Genomic DNA, 17597 nt, shown 5'->3' with positions numbered 1-17597 from the left:
GATGTCATCCAGATTTAAGGTCTTTACCGGCACCGTGGCGATGGCCACGCTGCTCTCTTTCGGCTCGCTTGCACTCGCGCAGTCGGACGATGATCCGGAGATGCGGATCGAGCGGCTGGAGAGCCAGCTGCGCCAGCTCACCGGCCAGAACGAGGAGCTGCAATACCGCAACCGCCAGCTCGAGGAGCGGCTGCGGGCGCTCGAAGGCGGCGCGCAAGCCGCGCCCGGACAGGCGCCCAATGTCGCGGCGATGCCGCCCGCCCAGCTTTCACCGGGGCAGGTCGCGCCGGGCTATCGACAGCCGCAGCAGCAGGCCGCGCAGCCCAATTACGAGCAGCCCCAGGTCGCCGCTCCTGGGCCGATCATTCAGGAGCAGCCGGCGCCCGGCGCCCCCGGCACGCGCCGCCGCGGCGATGCCTTCGATCCCAACCAGAACCCGAACGCGCCGGGCGCGCCACGCGCGCTGGGCGGCGGCCAGCAGCCGATGCAGGCGGCTCCCGGCGGCGCACCCGGTGGCCGCGGGGCCGGCGAGCCGCTGGATCTCGCCAACACCGCTCCCCGCTATCAGCCGCAGGCCGCGGCCCCGGCCGCGCAGCCCGGCTATCCGCCGGCTCAGCCCGGCTATCCGGCGCCGGCGGGCGGCACTGGCCTTGCCACCCTGCCGCCGTCGGCCACGCCGCGCGACGAGTTCGACCTCGGCATCGGCTACATGCAGCGCAAGGACTATGCGCTCGCCGAGCAGACCATGAAGAACTTCACGCAGAAATATCCTGGAGACCCGCTGCTGGGGGACGCGCAATACTGGCTCGGCGAGAGCTATTTCCAGCGCCAGCAATATCGCGACTCCGCCGAAGCCTTCCTCGCCGTCACCACCAAATACGAGAAATCGGCCAAAGCGCCGGACGCGCTGCTGCGGCTCGGCCAGTCGCTCGCCGCCCTGAAGGAGAAGGAGGCCGCCTGCGCCGCCTTCGGCGAGATCGGCCGCAAATATCCGCGTGCTTCCGCCGGCGTCAAAGCCGCGGTCGACCGCGAGCAGAAGCGTGTGAAGTGCTGACGTCCGGGTCCTGACAAGTCGGATGGTGCTACGCTAGACGTCGTCACCATCCGCCTTGGAGGTCAGGGCCCGCGTCATGTCAGACGACGACAATTCTCCGATCTCGGCGCGCGAGGCGAGGCGGCTCTTTGCCGGCTTGAAAAGCGCGCCGGCGCTGGTCCTCGCCGTCTCCGGCGGACCCGACTCGGTCGCGCTGATGTGGCTGGCGGCGCGCTGGCAGCGCAGCCTCGCGCGTGGCCCGCGTCTCACCGTCGTTACGATCGATCACGGCCTGCGGCGCGAGGCGGCGCGGGAGGCGCGCGAGGTCAAGCGGCTCGCCACTGAACTCGGGCTACCGCACCGGACCCTGCGCTGGCGCGACGCAAAGCCGAAGACGGGGCTGCCGGCGGCCGCGCGCGAGGCCCGCTATCGTCTGCTCGCACAGGCCGCGCGCGCGGTCGGCGCGAGCCATGTGCTGACCGCCCATACCCGCGACGACCAGGCCGAAACCCTGTTGATGCGGCTGCTCCGCGGCAGCGGCCTTGCCGGACTGTCGGCAATGGCGTCCCTCAGTGAGCGCGACGGGATCGTGCTGGCGCGGCCGCTGCTCGACGTCCCCAAGGCGCAGCTGGTCGCGACCTTGAGGCGGGCCAAGATCGGCTTTGCCGACGATCCCAGCAACCGCGATACCGCCTTCACCCGGCCGCGCCTGCGCGCGCTGCTGCCGCAACTCGCCGCCGAGGGCGGCGATGCCCGCACGCTCGTGCGACTTGCGGCAAGGCTGGCGCGGGCCAATGCGGCAGTCGAGATACTGGCCGACGGCGCCGAGCGCTTCCTCCGTTTGCGGGATCGCGGCGATGCGCCGCAGGTGGGCGTTCGAAGCTTCGAGGCCTCGAGCTTCGCCCTCCTGCCCGAGGAGGTCCGGCTGCGGCTCCTGCTGCGGGCGATCAACGCGCTCGGACATGAAGGGCCGGCGGAACTCGGCAAGGTCGAAACCCTCCTGGCTGTGCTCGATCAGGCCATCGCCGCAAGTCCTCGCGCTGCCGCCAATGGCCGGCAGGCCTTGCGGCAGACCCTTGCGGGAGCCTTGATCAGCCTTGCCGGCGGGCGTATCCACATCGCACCGGCGCCGGCCCGGCGGCGCAAGGGTGTGTGAACACCGGCCATTCCGGTCCCCTGCCGTCAGGACACCTTAACCAGGCAGGGAAATCACCGGTCAGGTCGCCATTATTTCAGCGGGAATCGCTCTAAGATGGGCTAAATAGTCCCATCTCGTTCCCTTGGCAGCGACCGGTGCGGCACCTAGATTGTATGCTCTAACCGAGAGGATTCCTTGGGGATTTTCTCTAGCTTGCCCAAGCCACGCTGCCCAAGTAACTCCTGAAGGACCAGGCCGCGATCCGCGCGACCACGAAGGAAGATCGATGAACGCCAATCTGCGCAATTTCGCCCTCTGGGTCATCATTGTTTTGCTGCTGTTGGCGTTGTTCACGCTCTTCCAGAATCCGGGTCAGCGGGCCTCCTCGCAGGACATCGCCTTCTCGCAGCTCCTGAGCGAAGTTGACCGCGGCAATGTGCGCGACGTCGTGATCCAGGGCCCGGACATCCACGGCACCTTCACCAACGGCTCGAGCTTCCAGACCTATGCGCCGAACGATCCGACGCTGGTGAAGCGCCTGTATGACAGCAAGGTCCAGATCACCGCGAAGCCGCCCGGCGACAACGTGCCGTGGTTCGTCTCGCTGCTGGTCTCCTGGCTGCCCTTCATCGCGCTGATCGGCGTGTGGATCTTCCTGTCGCGCCAGATGCAGGGCGGCGCCGGCAAGGCGATGGGCTTCGGCAAGTCGCGCGCCAAGATGCTGACCGAAGCGCATGGTCGCGTCACCTTCGAGGACGTCGCGGGCGTCGACGAGGCCAAGCAGGATCTCCAGGAGATCGTCGAATTCCTGCGCGACCCCGGCAAATTCCAGCGTCTCGGCGGACGCATTCCGCGCGGCGTGCTCTTGGTCGGCCCGCCCGGCACCGGTAAGACCCTGATCGCGCGTGCGGTCGCGGGCGAAGCCAACGTGCCGTTCTTCACCATCTCCGGTTCGGACTTCGTCGAGATGTTCGTCGGCGTCGGCGCCAGCCGCGTCCGCGACATGTTCGAGCAGGCCAAGAAGAACGCGCCCTGCATCATCTTCATCGACGAAATCGACGCGGTCGGTCGTCACCGTGGCGCCGGTCTCGGCGGCGGCAATGACGAGCGCGAGCAGACGCTGAACCAGTTGCTGGTCGAGATGGACGGCTTCGAGGCGAACGAGGGCGTGATCCTGATCGCCGCCACCAACCGCCCCGACGTGCTCGATCCCGCGCTGCTGCGTCCCGGCCGCTTCGACCGTCAGGTCGTCGTGCCGAACCCCGACGTCGTCGGCCGCGAGCAGATCCTCAAGGTTCACGTCCGCAAGGTGCCGCTGGCGCCGGATATCAACCTCAAGACCATCGCGCGCGGCACCCCGGGCTTCTCCGGCGCCGACCTGATGAACCTCGTCAACGAAGCTGCGCTCACCGCAGCCCGCCGCAACAAGCGGATGGTGACGCAGGCCGAGTTCGAGGAAGCCAAGGACAAGGTGATGATGGGCGCCGAGCGCAAGTCGCTCGTCATGACCGAGGAAGAGAAGCTGCTGACGGCCTATCACGAGGGCGGCCATGCCATCGTCGGCCTCAACGTGCCCGCGACCGATCCGATCCACAAGGCGACCATCATCCCGCGCGGCCGTGCGCTCGGCATGGTCATGCAGCTCCCGGAGCGCGACAAGCTGTCGATGTCTCTGGAGCAGATGACCTCGCGCCTTGCGATCATGATGGGCGGCCGCGTCGCCGAAGAGCTGATCTTCGGCCGGGAGAAGGTGACTTCGGGTGCGGCCTCCGACATCGAGCAGGCGACGCGCCTTGCCCGCATGATGGTGACGCGCTGGGGCCTGTCGGAAGAGCTCGGCACCGTTTCCTACGGCGAGAACCAGGACGAGGTGTTCCTGGGCATGTCGGTGTCGCGCACGCAGAACGCCTCGGAGGCGACGGTCCAGAAGATCGATTCCGAGATCAGGCGTCTGGTCGAGGAAGGCTACAAGGAAGCAACCCGCATCCTCACCGAGAAGCATGCCGACCTCGAAGCTCTCGCCAAGGGCCTGCTCGAGTTCGAGACGCTGAGCGGCGACGAGATCATCGACCTTCTCAAGGGCAAGAAGCCGAACCGCGAGTCCGTGCTCGAGCCGACCACCCCGCGTGCGTCTGCAGTGCCCCCGGCCGGCAAGTCGCCGCGCCCGCGGCCCGATGCGGATCCCGGCCTCGAGCCGCAGCCGCAGGCGTAATCGCGGAGCTGCAGATCAGATTGAAAAACGCGGCGGAAACGCCGCGTTTTTTTATTCTCCGAGCGCGCGTGTGCGAGCCGGCTTCGCGCTGGCTCGTCCCGCAAGGCAGGCACCGCCGAACCAGAGCGTTCTGGCCCGGTACCATGGTTTGAACCTGGGCCGTTTTGCCACGGCATGTCGTCTGAATCCGTTGCGGTGGGTCAAGAAGGGGGGATTCAACGGCGTTAGGCTCCAGCTCGTCAAAGGAGCGAGACATGGCTTTCAAGGATGTTCTGTTGACCCTGGCGAGCTACCCGGAACCGACGCCCGTTTCGGTGATCGACGAGGCGGTTTCCATCGCCGCCGTCCTGGATGCGCACCTCGCAGCCATTTCCTGCGAGGTCCATGCGGAAGTACGCGAAAGCCTGCTCGGGGATGTCATCCTGGACATACCTTCGCTCGTTGCGCGCGAGGCCGCCAAGAGCCGGCAGAATGTGAACGCACTGCTCGCAGCATTCGAAGCGTCGGCCGTGAAAGCCGGCGTTCGGCACGAGACCATCATCGAGCAATGTGCAACCGCCGACGAGGCGGCAATGCTGGTCGATTATGCGAAGCTTCGCGATCTCACGATCATGGCGGTGCCGGAATTCCATGAGCGGTGGCACGCCGAGGAGGTGATCTTTGGATCGGGCAGGCCGACGCTGATCCTGCCCGCAGCTCCGCGACCGCGGCCATTCCGGCTCGATGCTGTCTGCGTGGCTTGGGACTTCAGCCGCACCGCTGCGCGAGCGGTTTCCGACGCGCTTCCTTTGCTCGAAAGGACAAAAACGGTGCGCGTCGTGACGGTCACGAACGAGAAGGCCCTGGATTTCAAACATTCGGCGGAAGAACTCGGAAAGAACCTCGCTCGTCACGGCATCGAGGTTGTGCTCGACAGGATCGATGCCGAGGGCAAGCCGATCGGCGAAGTCCTCCAGTCATACGTGCTATCTCGCGGCATCGACCTTCTCGTCATGGGCGCGTACGGAACGCCGAGGTGGCGGGAATTCGTGCTCGGTGGTGCGACCAGGGGTCTGCTCTCCAAGCCTCCGATCCCGATCCTGTTTTCGCATTGATGCTCGGTCATGCAGGAGGCCGGAACAGATGCCAGTCAGCAACCTGCCATGGGAAAAGCGCCAGGTGGTTCTACAAGGCTGATCAGGTCGCTCACGCTGACGCACGCGGTGCTGTACGGGCTCGGCGTGACGATCGGCGCCGGGATCTACGTCCTGGTGGGGGCGGCCGCCGCGCGGAGCGGAATGCACGCACCTCTGGCGTTCCTCGCTGCTGCCGTCGTGATGGGCGTGACGGCCGGGACTTTTGCTGAACTGGGCACGCGACTGCCGGTTGCGGCCAGCGAGGCGGCTTATGTCCAGGCCGCATTTCATCGAAAATGGCTCGGCGGGGCCACAGGGTTGCTCGTGGTGGCCGCAGCGACGATCTCCGGCGCGACCATCACGGTTGGGAGCGCCGGCTACATCGGCGTATTCCTGCCGCTGCCTGCGAGCTGGATCATCGCTGGCGTCGTGGTTGCGATGGGCGCGATCGCCTGCCTGTCCGCGGTTCAGTCCATCAGCTTCGCCGGGCTGATGACGGTCGTGGAGATCGGAGGATTGGTCCTCATTGTCGGGGCCGGGTTATTTCAGGGCGACACCCTGGTGTCCCGGCTGCCTGAATTGTGGGTCCCCATCAACGATAAGGTCGCCTGGACAGGGATCGCACAGACGTCACTGCTCGCCGTATTTGCATTCATCGGATTCGAGCACCTGGTGAACATTTCCGAGGAAATGAAGAATCCCTCCCGGACCCTGCCCAGGGCGCTTCTCATCACCCTCGGCGTGACGGCGCTCCTTTACATGACCGTCGTCTGGGTGGCGGTGGTCGCGGTGCCCCCGGCCGAACTCGCACACTCCTCGGCCCCGCTCGCCCTGGTATTTCAGCGGTTGACCGGTCTTCCCCTCTCGGTGCTGAGCGCCGTCGCGATCGTCGCGACGGTCAACGGGATCATCGTTCACATGCTCATGATCGGACGTGTGCTGTACGGTCTCGCGGATCAGGGCAACCTTCCGGCCCTTCTGGCGAGGGTGAGCACCAGAAGCGGCGCGCCTGTGGTGGCAACCCTCTTCGGCGTCGGCGCCATCCTGATTCTCGCCCTCGGCGTTCCCTTGACCGGATTGGCCGAATGGACCTCACGCCTGACGCTTGGAACTTTCGTCCTGGTCAACCTGGCGCTTGTCCGGATCAAGACGAGGGAATCGAAACCTCCTGCCGGCGTGTTCCTGGTGCCCATTTGGGTGCCGGTGGCGGGACTGTGCACAAGCGCCGCGTTGCTCCTGATCGATCTCTTCGGATAGAGCGCGCGTTTGCGCTTTGATGCGGCCCGCAGGTCCGAGATCGTCCCAAGGCCGAACAGAGCGGCTGGATCTGCAGCTTCAGTTGCGGTTTGCGTGCCCTCACTTGCGCACGCGCCAGACGGTCATACCGGATCGAGATGCAGCCTCGACTCGCTCCAGATAATCTGGAGCTTCCCCCCGGCCGAGCCCTGCGGCGAGGCCCTCCGGCGCGATCCGGACAAGATCTTCCTGATCGGCGGAGCCGTTGCAGGTCAGGATGTAATCGACTTCTCGCACGCCGAGCATTGCACGCGCGGCCTGCGGCGGCGCTGTCATCGCATGCACCATGGCGAGGTTACCGTCATTGTTGCGATGGTAGGGGCCGGCGAACACCGAATGACCGGTTACTGCCAGGATCGCCGGACCTGAGTCGATCGGCGCCATGATCCGACCGGGCGGCAGGGCAGCGAGGGGAGCGGCGCTGGAGATGGTCTGGCAGGAGACGTTGCGCTCGGGCGCCGCGATCTCATGGCGGCTCGCCCCGGCGAATGCCGGCCAGACGGCAAAGCCGATGCCGCCGAGTGTGGCGGGCGACACCAGCAGTGCGGCACGCACCAGCCCCCAATCGGCAACGACACGCGTGCGCAGCGCCGCGATCGCCATGACGCAAAGCGGCGCGGCAAGGATGTTGGCGGCGGCGGCGCCGCGCAATTCCCACAGGCTGATGCCGTACAGCGCCGCGAGCGTGACGGTCGAGACGATCCAGCGAAAGCGCCCCTCGGGCCTGTCGCGAATGATGGCGGCCACGCACAGGCCGAGCGTCAGCAACGGAAACGCGTAGTACCCGAGCAGCTTCTGCGGCTGCATCCGCGCCAGCTCCGTCACCGGTATGGTCTCGGTGACCCGGTCGAGCCAGAAGCTAACGAGCAGGGGATCGACCTGTGCGTAGGGCGAGGCAACGCAGCTCGGATAGGATTTGAAGAACGCGCCCAAAAGGAGCGCACCCATAATTGCAGCCGCCGCAAGGCGCCTCCACAGGGAGCTGTGCGGAGAGCTGACGCCGGCCACCGCCAGCAGCGCGATGCCGCCGCCCGCGGACAACAGCAGGATCGGGCCTCCGAAGGCATCGCAGACGGGCTTCACCAGATTGCTCATCGGGAGCAGCAGCAATGCCAGCAGCAGCGCTGATCCGGCAAGGCCTGCACCAAAGGCGCAGGCGGAGCGCAGGACCTCAGGGCCCTTCCAGATCAGGAGACCGACCACGGCCGCGCTCGCCACGGCGATGGCAGGCAGCATTTCCAATCCGATCGCCAGCGAAAGCGCCGCCAGACATCCCGCTGATGCCGCTCTCAATGCCGAATGTTCGAGATCGATGACGCACAACATGAAGCCGAGCAGCAACACGATCTGCACATTGTGATGATCGATCGCGCCGGCGCGGAAGTGGATCAGGGCAGGGATCGACAGCGACGTGACCAGAATCGTGGCAAGCTGGATCCGCGGCCGCTCGGCCGGGGCGCTTGCCTGACCCGCGATCGTCGTTGCGAGCCAGAGCGCGGCGCCCAACAACAGCGAGGGCCATGCGACCAATGCGAGCGCTTCCGAAGCGTGCTGGCCGAGCAGGGGACGAAACGCGAGGATCAGCAGGGCCAGGGGCGCATCGACGATGCGGGACCAGTGCATCGCGATTCCGGGCGGATCGAGCCGGTACTGGGTCAGGTCGTACCAGCCCTGGCCGGCCAGGAGATCGCGCACCTCGACCAGTCGCATCGCGTCGTCGGTCGACATGGTGTCGAACACGCCGGCCCTGATCGCGGGAAGTCCGAGCGCCACCACGATCGCCGCCCAGGCGATCGTGAGCACGATCGCGGGACTCAATGTCGTGCCGGATCCTCGCGCGGTCGGCAGGAGCAGGGACGGCATCGTCCCGCGCCTCAATTCGAGGCCGCGGGCGTGGATCTGCTATCCGCGCTCTGTCCGTCCTCGCGCACATGGATGACGGCGATGTCGTCCGCATAGATCCGCTTCCAGCCCTTGAGCTGGTCGAGGATCTGCGGGCCCGGCGCATCGGCAACCAGGAGCGTCGCGTCGATCTTGTACTCGTCGAGCAGGCGCGGCAGCAGCTCGGGCTTCTTGCCCTCCGTTGCCTTGAAGAAGTCCATGACGAATTTCTCGCCATAGAGCTCGGCGCGGCCGTCGACGAAGACCGGAATGTCGCGCGAGATCAGGTAGCCGCCGAACTGGTAGGCGTTGAAGATGCGCTGCACCTTGCGTTGCTCGAGCAGGTCGACCGCCGCAACGGGCGTTTGCGTCATCGTGAAGGTAAAGCGGTGGTGCCCCAAGTAGAGCGACGTCGAGGTCCAACTCGCCGCCACGATCATCAGTGCACCAAGGGCGGTGACATAGCGGGCCGGCCAGCGGTCGCCATCGGTGGCGTCAGGCGCCGGGCGCGGGAACATCTGGCCGAGCGGCTTTGCCAGCACCAGCGGCACGATGAACGCAAATGCCTCGATGCTCCGGACATGGGTCAGTGCGCTCCAGGTCAGGAACAGGATCAGGAAGATCCGGGGCGCCGACAGCACCAGGCCGCGATAATAGCCGAATGCGATCAGGGCGAGCAGGGCGCCTTCGAAGGACGTGAACGTGGCGAAGTTCGCCGGCGCCCATTCGAAGATCAGCGACAGCAGCTCGCCAAGGCCGAGGATGTTGGTCGCGCCCTGCAGCGTCCGCCACCCATAGGGCGTGCAGCAGCTCGCAATCAGCGCGCCGATTCCGAACAGGACCCAGCGCATGAACAGCCGCAGGCGTTGTCCCTTCTCGGCATGCTCGACCGCTTCGAGCGAAATCGGTCCGATCAGCGCCAGGCCCAGCACGAAGCCGCCATGCAGATTGGCCCAGAGCGCCATCAGCGGCAGCCAGGTCCAGGACGGCGCGCTCCTGCGGTCGGCAGCTCCCATCAGCAGGCCGACCCACGCCACCATGACGGGCAGCGCCAGGATATGCGGACGCGCCAGCACGTGATGGATCGACAGCAGCAGGGCCAGCATCGCGAACAGCACGGCGCGCGGTGCCTCGATCTGCGCGTCGAGCAGATAGACGAAGATTGCAAGCGCAAGCGCAATCGCGATCGCGGTGAGGATGACCGGGCCAGCCCAGCCCCATTGCGCATGGGAGAAGGCGAACAGCACCTGCGACAGCCATGACGTCGAAATCCACGTCGCGCCGGTTCGCGTGAAGGAATAGATGTCGGTGGTGGGCATGGCGCCGTGATCGAGGATCCATTGCCCGATCTTGATCTGCCAGAACGAGTCGGAATCCTGAAGCAGCGTGTCGCCGACGAAGAGGTAGAACAGATAGGCGCCGGCACCGACGCACAGCGGCACCAGGGCCCTCGCGCGGCTCTGCACCGCGATGCTGTTGGCAAAGGAAAGGGACATGCCGCCTCGTCGTCCTGTTGTTCTTGTCATCGAGCGCGATCCGGACCCCGGAGGGCCGCTTCAGGCCGAGCGGTCGGCATTGGACCATAGCGGTCATAACTTGGGGTAAACCGGCCACGCTATCGCGGTTTCATGTCCCGACAATTTAACGGATTGTTCTAGATTTCCATTTACCATCGGCGAATACACGCAACCCGCCCTGTGTTTACGCAGTCGAATTAACTGCGGCGCAATTCTTTGCCTCTACGTTCGGTTTCAAGGTCGGGCGGCGCTGGGAAGCCGAAGAGACCGGATCAGTTGTAAGCCTCGTGTACTCATTTGGAGCACTTCTATGAAGAACCTCGTTGCGCGTTTCGTGAAGGATGAATCCGGCGCCACCGCCATCGAATACGGCCTGATCGCTGCCGGCATCGCGCTCGCGATCATCACCGTCGTCAACAATCTCGGCACCACGCTGAACACCAAGTTCACCTCGATCTCGACCAGCCTCAAGTAAGGCCGGACGAACCAGGGATTCGAAGAGCCCCGTCCTCGACGGGGCTCTTTTCGTTTGGGGCGAGGCTCGTCAGTTCGGCTTCTCAGTTCGGCTCGTCAGTTTTCTTGGACGAGGCTAGCCAGTCCCCTCGACGAAGTTGGCGCGGCAGAGGCGTGCGGCGCCGGACGAGGTACAATTTGGTGGCCCAGATCGATGCTGCGGCGAGCGCAATGCCGCCGAGGCAGCGCACGGCCACAGCGCCCACATGTAGAGCAGGGCGGATGCCGCGCAACTGTTCGGCATAGACCGCGGTGTTGATCTCGGGAAAATGCGCGGCCGGAAAATTCAGTGCGTAATAGGTGCCGATCGGGGGCACCAGCGCGGAGGTCGTGATGGGGACGGCGAGCGCGAGGCTCATCGCGAGCATGAGCAATTGCAACCGCACGTGGCGCGCCGTCAGTGCCAGCACGACGGGAATGCCGCGCCGCGGAGGCGCTCCAGTCCGGATCGCCGTGACGCGTCACGCATTTCCATCTTGTCATTCACCCTGAATAGTTGTTCAGTCCTTGCGGGGCGATTTGCATCTTTTGCGTGACGAAGCGTTCGGCCGCAGGGCGTGCGGCAGGCGTGTGGGACAGGAAGCGCGCCATGGTTTATCGGCGGACGCATCAAGTGGTTAAGCGCCTTGCGGCGCGGCGCAGTGCGATTCTGACGGCGGCGCGGGAGACGGCGGCGGAAGGCGGCATGGCGGCGGTGCAGATCGCGCCGGTCGCGGTCCGGGCCAATGTCGCGGCCGGCACGGTCTACCGCTACTTCCCCTCCAAGGCCGAGCTGATTTCCGAACTGATTGCCGAGGTCTCCCGCGACGAGCTCGCGGCGATCCGCCGGGCGGCCGATGCGGCGCCCGGGCCGTCCTCGGCGTTGGCCGCGGCCGTGACAACCGTGGCGGTCCATACCCTGTCGCAGCGCAGGCTCGCCTGGGGCATCCTGGCCGAGCCCGTCGATGTCGATGTCAGCGCCTCCAGGCTTGCCAGCCGGCGCGAGATCGCGGGCGAGATCGCATCCCGGATCGACGCCGCGGTGCGTGCCGGTCACCTGCCGGCGCAGGACACCGCGCTCGCGGCCACCGCGTTGCTCGGCGCGCTGCATGAGGCCCTGGTCGGGCCGCTCGCGCCCGACAATCTCGACGATCCCGTCAAGATGCGCGACGCGGTGCAGACCGTGACGCTGCTGGCCCTGCGCGCGGTCGGCGTCATGGACGCCCGCGCCCGCGGCCTGGTCGTCCAGCAGACGCTGCTGCCGACGACGAAGGCGCTGGTTGGCGCGTAACATCGGCCGCGCGGCCGGGCCGCGGGTCTGACCTCGCTCATGTCGTTGACGGAGCGAGCCTTTCCGCAAGACCGCAGCAAGCCCGCCGGACCCTCCGGCTCCTTTGCATGGGGTTGTTTTTCGAATTTTTGTTTGGCGGCGCCTGCCGGACCTAAATGTTCGCGTCGCCTTCGGGGCCGACCGAGGCGATGCGCACCATGTTGGTGGTGCCGGGAATGCCGAGCGGCACGCCGGCGACGATGATCACGCGCTGGCCGGCGCGGACGAAGCCGTCACGGAACGCGATCTGGCCGGCGCGGCTGACCATGTCGTCCTGGTCGCGCGCGTCCTCCGCCACCACGCAATGCACGCCCCAGACCACCGCGAGCCGGCGGCCGGCGGTGATGTTCGGCGTGATCGCCACGATCGGCGGCTTCGGCCGCTCGCGCGCGACGCGCACGGCGGTCGAGCCTGACGAGGTCCAGCAGATCAAGGCGGGCAGGTCCAGCGTTTCGGCGATCTGCCGTGCGGCATCCGCGATGGCATCGCCGGCGGTCGATTCCGGCGGGGGGCGCTGCGCCGTGATCACCGAGCGGTAGGTCGGGTCGCGTTCGACCTCCTCGCCGATGCGGTTCATGGTCGAGACCGCCTCGACCGGGAATTTGCCGGCCGCCGATTCCGCCGACAGCATGATGGCGTCGGCGCCCTCATAGACGGCGGTAGCGACGTCGGAGACTTCGGCGCGGGTCGGCACCGGCGACTGGATCATCGATTCCAGCATCTGGGTCGCGACCACCACCGGTTTGCCGGCGCGGCGCGCCATCCGTGTCATCTGCTTCTGCAGGCTCGGAACGCGCTCCAGCGGCAGCTCGACGCCGAGGTCGCCGCGCGCCACCATCAGCGCATCGGAGGCCTCGATGATGTCGGCGAGGCGGTCGATCGCCTGCGGCTTCTCGATCTTGGCCATCACGGCAGCGCGGCCGCGGATCATCTTCTTGGCTTCGAGCACGTCGTCCGCGCGCTGCACGAAGGACAGCGCGATCCAGTCGACGCCGGTGACGAGCGCCGCCTCGAGGTCGGCGCGGTCCTTCGACGTCATGGCGGAGACCGGCAAATCGGTGTCGGGCAGGCTGACGCCCTTGCGGTCGCTCATTTTGCCGCCGACCACGACACGCGTCACCGCGTGCTCCTTGGAGGTTTCCTCCGCGATCAGGCGTACCTTGCCGTCGTCGAGCAGCAGCGCGTGACCGGGCCGCAGCGCCGCCAGGATCTCCGGATGCGGCAGGTGGACGCGCGTGGCATCGCCGGGCGCCTTGTCGGAATCGAGCGTGAAGGTCTGGCCGTTCTGGAGCTGCACCGAGCCTTCGGCGAAGGCACCTAACCTGAGCTTCGGACCCTGGAGATCGACCAGGATGCCGATCGGCCGGCCATAGCTGCTCTCGACGTTGCGGATCGTCGCCACCAGCTCCCGCATCTTGTCATGCGGGGTGTGGCTCATGTTGATGCGAAACAAGTCGGCGCCGGCCTCGAACAGGCGGCGGATCATCGCGAGATCCGAAGAGGCCGGTCCCAGCGTCGCGAGAATCTTGATACGGCGAAGACGCCTCATTGCTTACTTCCAGACGGTGGCGAGGGAGGTGGCGGGAGCCCAGGCGCGGCGGGGGGCGTACCACCGGGCGGGCTGTTGGGCAAACCCGGAACCCCGCCCGGGCCAACCGGACCAGGCAGGCCGGGTACGCGTTGCTGCGCCGGCTGTTCGTTGGCGTCGGTCAGCTGCACGGTCCACGCTCGCTGCTCACCGGTGTCGACCTCGAAATAGCCGGTCCGGTCGTAGCCGCGCGCGAGGCAATCCTCGGTGCCGCGGATGGTGAACTCCTTGTCGCGCGAGCACATGAAGGCCTGCCCCGACCACTCGCCGCCGCGGTCATAGTCGATCGCGTAGATGTAATAGTAACGGGCGACGAGCGTTCCCCGCAGCAGGGTCTCGCAGGAGCGGGACGAGATGTTCCACCAGCCTTCGGTGGTCCAGCCCTCGGCGTCCTTGTAGCCGAGCGCAATGCCGACCCGGCTCGACGTGTTGTTGCAGAGGCGGAAATCGGCGGAGGCCGGACTGGCACAGAGGCACAGCAAGGCGATCACCAGCACCGGGACCAACCGGGCGAGCAGGCGAAGCGGGGAGCGGGGAGATTCGGCAATCATTGTCGCGGTAGCTATACCAGATCATTGACGATTTGGCGTAGGGGTCGGGAACCGGCCCAGGCAGCGGCCATTCCATTGCCGGGCGGGTTTGCGCCGGGATATGGCAAAATCTGTGACAGGCCCCACCTGATCCCGTAAGGGTAACCTCCATCGGGGCAGGCCCAAGGGGATACAGCCATGGCAATCGACGACAAAACCAGAACCGAGCTCGAGGCGGCCGTATTTCGGCGCCTGGTCGATCATCTGAAGACGCGGACGGATGTTCAGAACATCGACCTGATGAATCTCGCCGGCTTCTGCCGCAACTGCCTGTCCAACTGGCTCAAGGAAGCTGCCGACGCCCAGGGCGTCGCCTTGAGCAAGGACGAGAGCCGGGAGGCCGTCTACGGCATGCCCTATGAGACCTGGAAAGCGAAGTACCAGGGCGCGGCCACGCCCGAGCAGCTTGAGACGATGAAGAAGGTCCATCCCCACGGGCATTGAGCGGCCCCGGCCGTCGCCGCGCTGAGTCGCACCACACAACAGGTTTCTTTGCGCTGTCGCAGGAAGATGTGGGCGCGCTGTGGACGAGCGCGATGCTGCCTTGAACGCAGTCGGCACCAACCCTAAGGGTTCTCCCCAGCACGCGCGGTGAGGATGCCGGCGTCACCTCGTTTTGCCAGTTCCATTGGGAGTACCTAGATGGCCACCTCCGCCGCCGTCCGCGACGACGAGCCCGCGACGAAATTTGCCAAGGACCAGCTCAAATCCATCATCGAACGCATCGAGCGGCTGGAGGAAGAGAAGAAGGCGATCTCCGACGACATCCGCGACGTCTATGCCGAGAGCAAGGGCAACGGCTACGACGTCAAGGCGCTGCGCACCATCGTGCGAATGCGCAAGCAGGACCCGAACGAGCGCGCCGAGGCCGAGACCATTCTCGAAACCTACATGCAGGCGCTGGGAATGCTCTGAGGCGTTGGCGCCTCACAACCACTGCCGCGGCGCGAGCGAGCGCAGGAAAATTCGCGTGCTTGCGGTGCGGAAGCATTTCCAGGATTGCGCCGCGCTCCATCGGCGCTACGAATCGGCGATGCTGCACCTGGTCTGTGAACGGAGACCGCCGTGACTGCACCGGCGCTGCCGCGCGAGGTGAGCCGCGCTTTTGGCGCTCTTCCAGGGCCGATCGGCAAGCGGCTGCTTCAGGTGCGCGACTTGATCTTCGCGACTGCCGGGGGCGCATGACGATGTCGGCCGGCTCACGGAAACGTTGAAATGGGGCGAGCCAGCTTACCTGACCGATGAGACCGGCAGCGGCTCTACGATCCGGCTCGGCCGCATCAAGGACTCCACACACGCCGCCATTCTGTTCAACTGCAAGACGACGCTGATCGACGCGTTTCGCGAGCGCTTTCCCGATCAGTTCGAATACCGGCAGACGAGGGCGCTGTTGTTGCCGGTGGCGGGCAAGCTGCCGAAGCAGGAGCTCATCGTCTGCCTGTCGCTGGCGTTGACGTATCACCTGGATCGGCGGGCACGGAAAGCGCGGTAAAGGTTACGTTCTTGGACGTGGTGAAGCGTACCAGCTTCAGCGCAGCGCGGCGGTGCGCACGACGAACGAGGTGGTCTCGAGCTTCGCGGTCGCGCTGCCCGAGAAGCTGTCGCAGGACAGGCCCTGCATCGGATCGTCGACGAAACCCATCGCGATCACGGCCCGCGGCTTGACGAAATAGGAGCGTAGGGCGGCCGTGTCGAACTCGCCCATCAGCGTGACCGACATCGCACGGCTGGCGCTGGGGGACAGCATCACGATCTTGAGCCAGATGCTCTCGCCCTTGGCGGCGGAGAGACGGGTCGCGGTCGCGACCATGCCGTCGACGCTCTTGCCGACCACCGTGTTGACCTCCGTCGCCTGAGCGAGGCTGCGCGAGGCGGGGCGGGCGGAACGTGGGATCGGCGCCGAGGCGGCGACGACATTGGCGCGGTCAACCGGAGAGGCGGCCGGCGCGAACGCCAGCGCCTGAAGGGCCGTGTTGGACACGCTCGCGGTGGGTTGCGGATCGGTGGCGGCGGCAAGGGCCTGGCGGGCCTTCAGCGCAGCGATCTGCGCCGGCGTCGCCTGTTGTGGCGCGGGCACATCATCCCAGAAGCCGCGGGCATTGATGATGTCGGCCGGGGTCTCCGGCTTGCCGTCAAGAGATTTGCCGGAGGCCGGCTTGTCAGCCACCGGGGCAGGCTTCGGCTTGGGCGCCGCGACGAGCTGCGCATCGGCCGAGGCGAGCTGGATCGTGGCGGCCATTTGTGGCTTGGCGCGCGGCGTCGGCACCGGTTCGGCAGGCTTGACCGCCGCGGCGGCGACCACGGTCGGAGCCGCCGGCTTCGCGGCCGGGGCGGGCGCGCCCTCGTCATCCTCGTCGCTGCTGCTGGCCGGAGCTGCCGACTTGCCCTTGAACAGGGCGGCAAAGAAATTCGGCTTGCTGCCGGAATCCTCGCCGCTGCCGCGTCGCTCGATCTCGGCCTTGGCGAGCTCGTAACCCTTCAGCGGCGTGCCGTCGGTCGGCAGATGCACCGTCTTTCCATCCGGGAAGACGCGGGCGAGCTGGTCATGCGTCATACGCGGCCAGTGCCGGACACTACCGGTATCCAGATGCACGAAGGGCGAGCCTGAGGTCGGATAGAAGCCGACGCCGCCGCGCTGGAGGCGCAGGCCGGCAAAGCGGATCTGCTCCAGCGGAACGCCCGGAATGTAGAAGTCCATCGCATGCCCCAGCATGTGCTGGCTGGCGCGCGCCACGCCGGAGGAGCGGCGGCGGAGCATGGCGTTGGTGGCGGGGGATCGGTAGGAGGAGATGATCTGGATCGGCTGCTTGCCGTCGACGTCGCGGTAGACTTCCCAGAGGATGTCGAACAGGCGACGGTCCATGACCGTCTCATCCTGGGTACGCCAGTCACGCAGGAAGTGGTTGAGCCGCTTCAGCGCCGCCTCGTCATAGCGCCCGTCGCGCTTGAAGGTGACGGTGAGGTCTTCGCCCGAATGAGTGTGGTGGAAGGAGAGTGTCTTGGTCTCGTTCAGCGCGGCGGCGTCATGAACCGAACCTGCGGCAGCAAGCAGCAGTGCGGCAGCAAGGCCGATCCTGGATCCGGCCTTCACTCCCGCATGGGACAACGACAGCACAACGAATTGGCGTGCGAGACCAGTCAGCACGTATGAGCCCACCCAGTCGACGAGCGTTCAAAATGGACTCTCCCGCCAACCCCGTAGCCGCGCGAAAGAGGATGAACGCTTTATTAAAGCGAGAAGGTTAATTTGAGGTTGACCTTCCCGCCCCCAAACCAAGTCAGAATACAAACCTAACCGGTTGACTGTGGCAAAAAAACGCCCATCGCCCGGGCCTAGGTGGACAATGGTTAACGTTAAGCGGCCCCGTCCATGGGACGGGGCCGCTGATTTCGTTGCAGAATTCG

At 66.2% G+C, this 17597-nt stretch carries 15 protein-coding genes and 1 pseudogene; 10 read left to right on the top strand and 6 right to left on the bottom strand.

Annotation, left to right across the window (positions count from 1 at the left end; translation table 11 throughout):
- The first annotated feature begins 1 nt into the window (after position 1).
- The 5 genes from ybgF (at position 2) to RX330_RS31515 (ending at position 6755) form a co-directional block, all read left to right on the top strand.
- Entirely contained in the window at positions 2 to 1054 is a 1053-nt protein-coding gene (gene ybgF, locus RX330_RS31535; RefSeq protein WP_317241078.1) for a tol-pal system protein YbgF, read from the top strand.
- 76 nt (positions 1055 to 1130) lie between these two features.
- On the top strand, positions 1131 to 2189 hold the full coding sequence (gene tilS / locus RX330_RS31530) for a tRNA lysidine(34) synthetase TilS (protein ID WP_317241077.1): 1059 nt from the start codon (positions 1131 to 1133) through the stop codon (positions 2187 to 2189).
- A 268-nt stretch (positions 2190 to 2457) separates the two neighbouring features.
- Positions 2458 to 4383, top strand: coding sequence for an ATP-dependent zinc metalloprotease FtsH (gene ftsH / locus RX330_RS31525; protein WP_212088134.1), 1926 nt, complete (start codon positions 2458 to 2460; stop codon positions 4381 to 4383).
- Positions 4384 to 4637: 254 nt separating this feature from the next.
- The gene (locus RX330_RS31520) at positions 4638 to 5477 is read left to right on the top strand and encodes a universal stress protein (RefSeq protein WP_317241076.1); all 840 of its coding nucleotides are present in this window, start codon (positions 4638 to 4640) and stop codon (positions 5475 to 5477) included.
- Positions 5478 to 5486: 9 nt separating this feature from the next.
- A complete protein-coding gene (locus RX330_RS31515; RefSeq protein WP_317241075.1) occupies positions 5487 to 6755 on the top strand; it encodes an APC family permease in 1269 nt (422 codons plus the stop codon).
- 99 nt (positions 6756 to 6854) lie between these two features.
- On the opposite strand, the gene RX330_RS31510 is transcribed toward RX330_RS31515, so the two are convergent.
- Positions 6855 to 8657, bottom strand: a complete 1803-nt coding sequence (locus tag RX330_RS31510; RefSeq protein ID WP_317241074.1) for a hypothetical protein — start codon at positions 8655 to 8657, stop codon at positions 6855 to 6857.
- Between the two features lie 11 nt (positions 8658 to 8668).
- On the bottom strand, positions 8669 to 10171 hold the full coding sequence (locus RX330_RS31505; RefSeq protein WP_317241073.1) for a hypothetical protein: 1503 nt from the start codon (positions 10169 to 10171) through the stop codon (positions 8669 to 8671).
- A gap of 331 nt (positions 10172 to 10502) precedes the next feature.
- Between RX330_RS31505 and RX330_RS31500 the strand changes: the two genes are divergently transcribed.
- The gene (locus RX330_RS31500; protein WP_027545569.1) at positions 10503 to 10667 is read left to right on the top strand and encodes a Flp family type IVb pilin; all 165 of its coding nucleotides are present in this window, start codon (positions 10503 to 10505) and stop codon (positions 10665 to 10667) included.
- A gap of 82 nt (positions 10668 to 10749) precedes the next feature.
- Here the strand turns inward: RX330_RS31500 and RX330_RS31495 are convergent, their stop codons facing one another.
- A complete protein-coding gene (locus RX330_RS31495) occupies positions 10750 to 11115 on the bottom strand; it encodes a hypothetical protein (protein ID WP_317241072.1) in 366 nt (121 codons plus the stop codon).
- A gap of 179 nt (positions 11116 to 11294) precedes the next feature.
- Between RX330_RS31495 and RX330_RS31490 the strand changes: the two genes are divergently transcribed.
- Positions 11295 to 11975: a TetR/AcrR family transcriptional regulator gene (locus RX330_RS31490; protein WP_212088150.1), complete on the top strand. Its 681-nt coding sequence runs from the start codon at positions 11295 to 11297 to the stop codon at positions 11973 to 11975.
- Between the two features lie 151 nt (positions 11976 to 12126).
- Here the strand turns inward: RX330_RS31490 and pyk are convergent, their stop codons facing one another.
- Entirely contained in the window at positions 12127 to 13563 is a 1437-nt protein-coding gene (gene pyk, locus RX330_RS31485) for a pyruvate kinase (protein ID WP_212088152.1), read from the bottom strand.
- Positions 13560 to 14153, bottom strand: a complete 594-nt coding sequence (locus RX330_RS31480) for a DUF1036 domain-containing protein (protein ID WP_212088154.1) — start codon at positions 14151 to 14153, stop codon at positions 13560 to 13562. Before RX330_RS31480 ends, pyk begins: the two co-directional genes overlap by 4 nt.
- A gap of 177 nt (positions 14154 to 14330) precedes the next feature.
- Here RX330_RS31480 and RX330_RS31475 point away from each other — a divergent pair, with 177 nt between their 5' ends.
- The 3 genes and pseudogenes from RX330_RS31475 to RX330_RS31465 all read left to right on the top strand — a co-directional run bounded on the left by RX330_RS31475 (position 14331) and on the right by RX330_RS31465 (position 15684).
- A complete protein-coding gene (locus RX330_RS31475; RefSeq protein ID WP_317241071.1) occupies positions 14331 to 14636 on the top strand; it encodes a DUF1244 domain-containing protein in 306 nt (101 codons plus the stop codon).
- A gap of 198 nt (positions 14637 to 14834) precedes the next feature.
- Positions 14835 to 15107, top strand: coding sequence for a DUF2312 domain-containing protein (locus tag RX330_RS31470; protein ID WP_014492426.1), 273 nt, complete (start codon positions 14835 to 14837; stop codon positions 15105 to 15107).
- A 150-nt stretch (positions 15108 to 15257) separates the two neighbouring features.
- A pseudogene (locus RX330_RS31465) lies at positions 15258 to 15684 on the top strand (DUF1801 domain-containing protein).
- A gap of 36 nt (positions 15685 to 15720) precedes the next feature.
- Here the strand turns inward: RX330_RS31465 and RX330_RS31460 are convergent.
- Positions 15721 to 17337: a DUF882 domain-containing protein gene (locus RX330_RS31460; RefSeq protein WP_317241070.1), complete on the bottom strand. Its 1617-nt coding sequence runs from the start codon at positions 17335 to 17337 to the stop codon at positions 15721 to 15723.
- Between the last annotated feature and the right edge of the window lie 260 nt (positions 17338 to 17597).

It is taken from the genome of Bradyrhizobium sp. NDS-1, from assembly GCF_032918005.1.
Taxonomy (GTDB): Bacteria; Pseudomonadota; Alphaproteobacteria; order Rhizobiales; family Xanthobacteraceae; genus Bradyrhizobium; species Bradyrhizobium tunisiense.
This window is presented reverse-complemented; position numbering and strand designations above follow the sequence as displayed.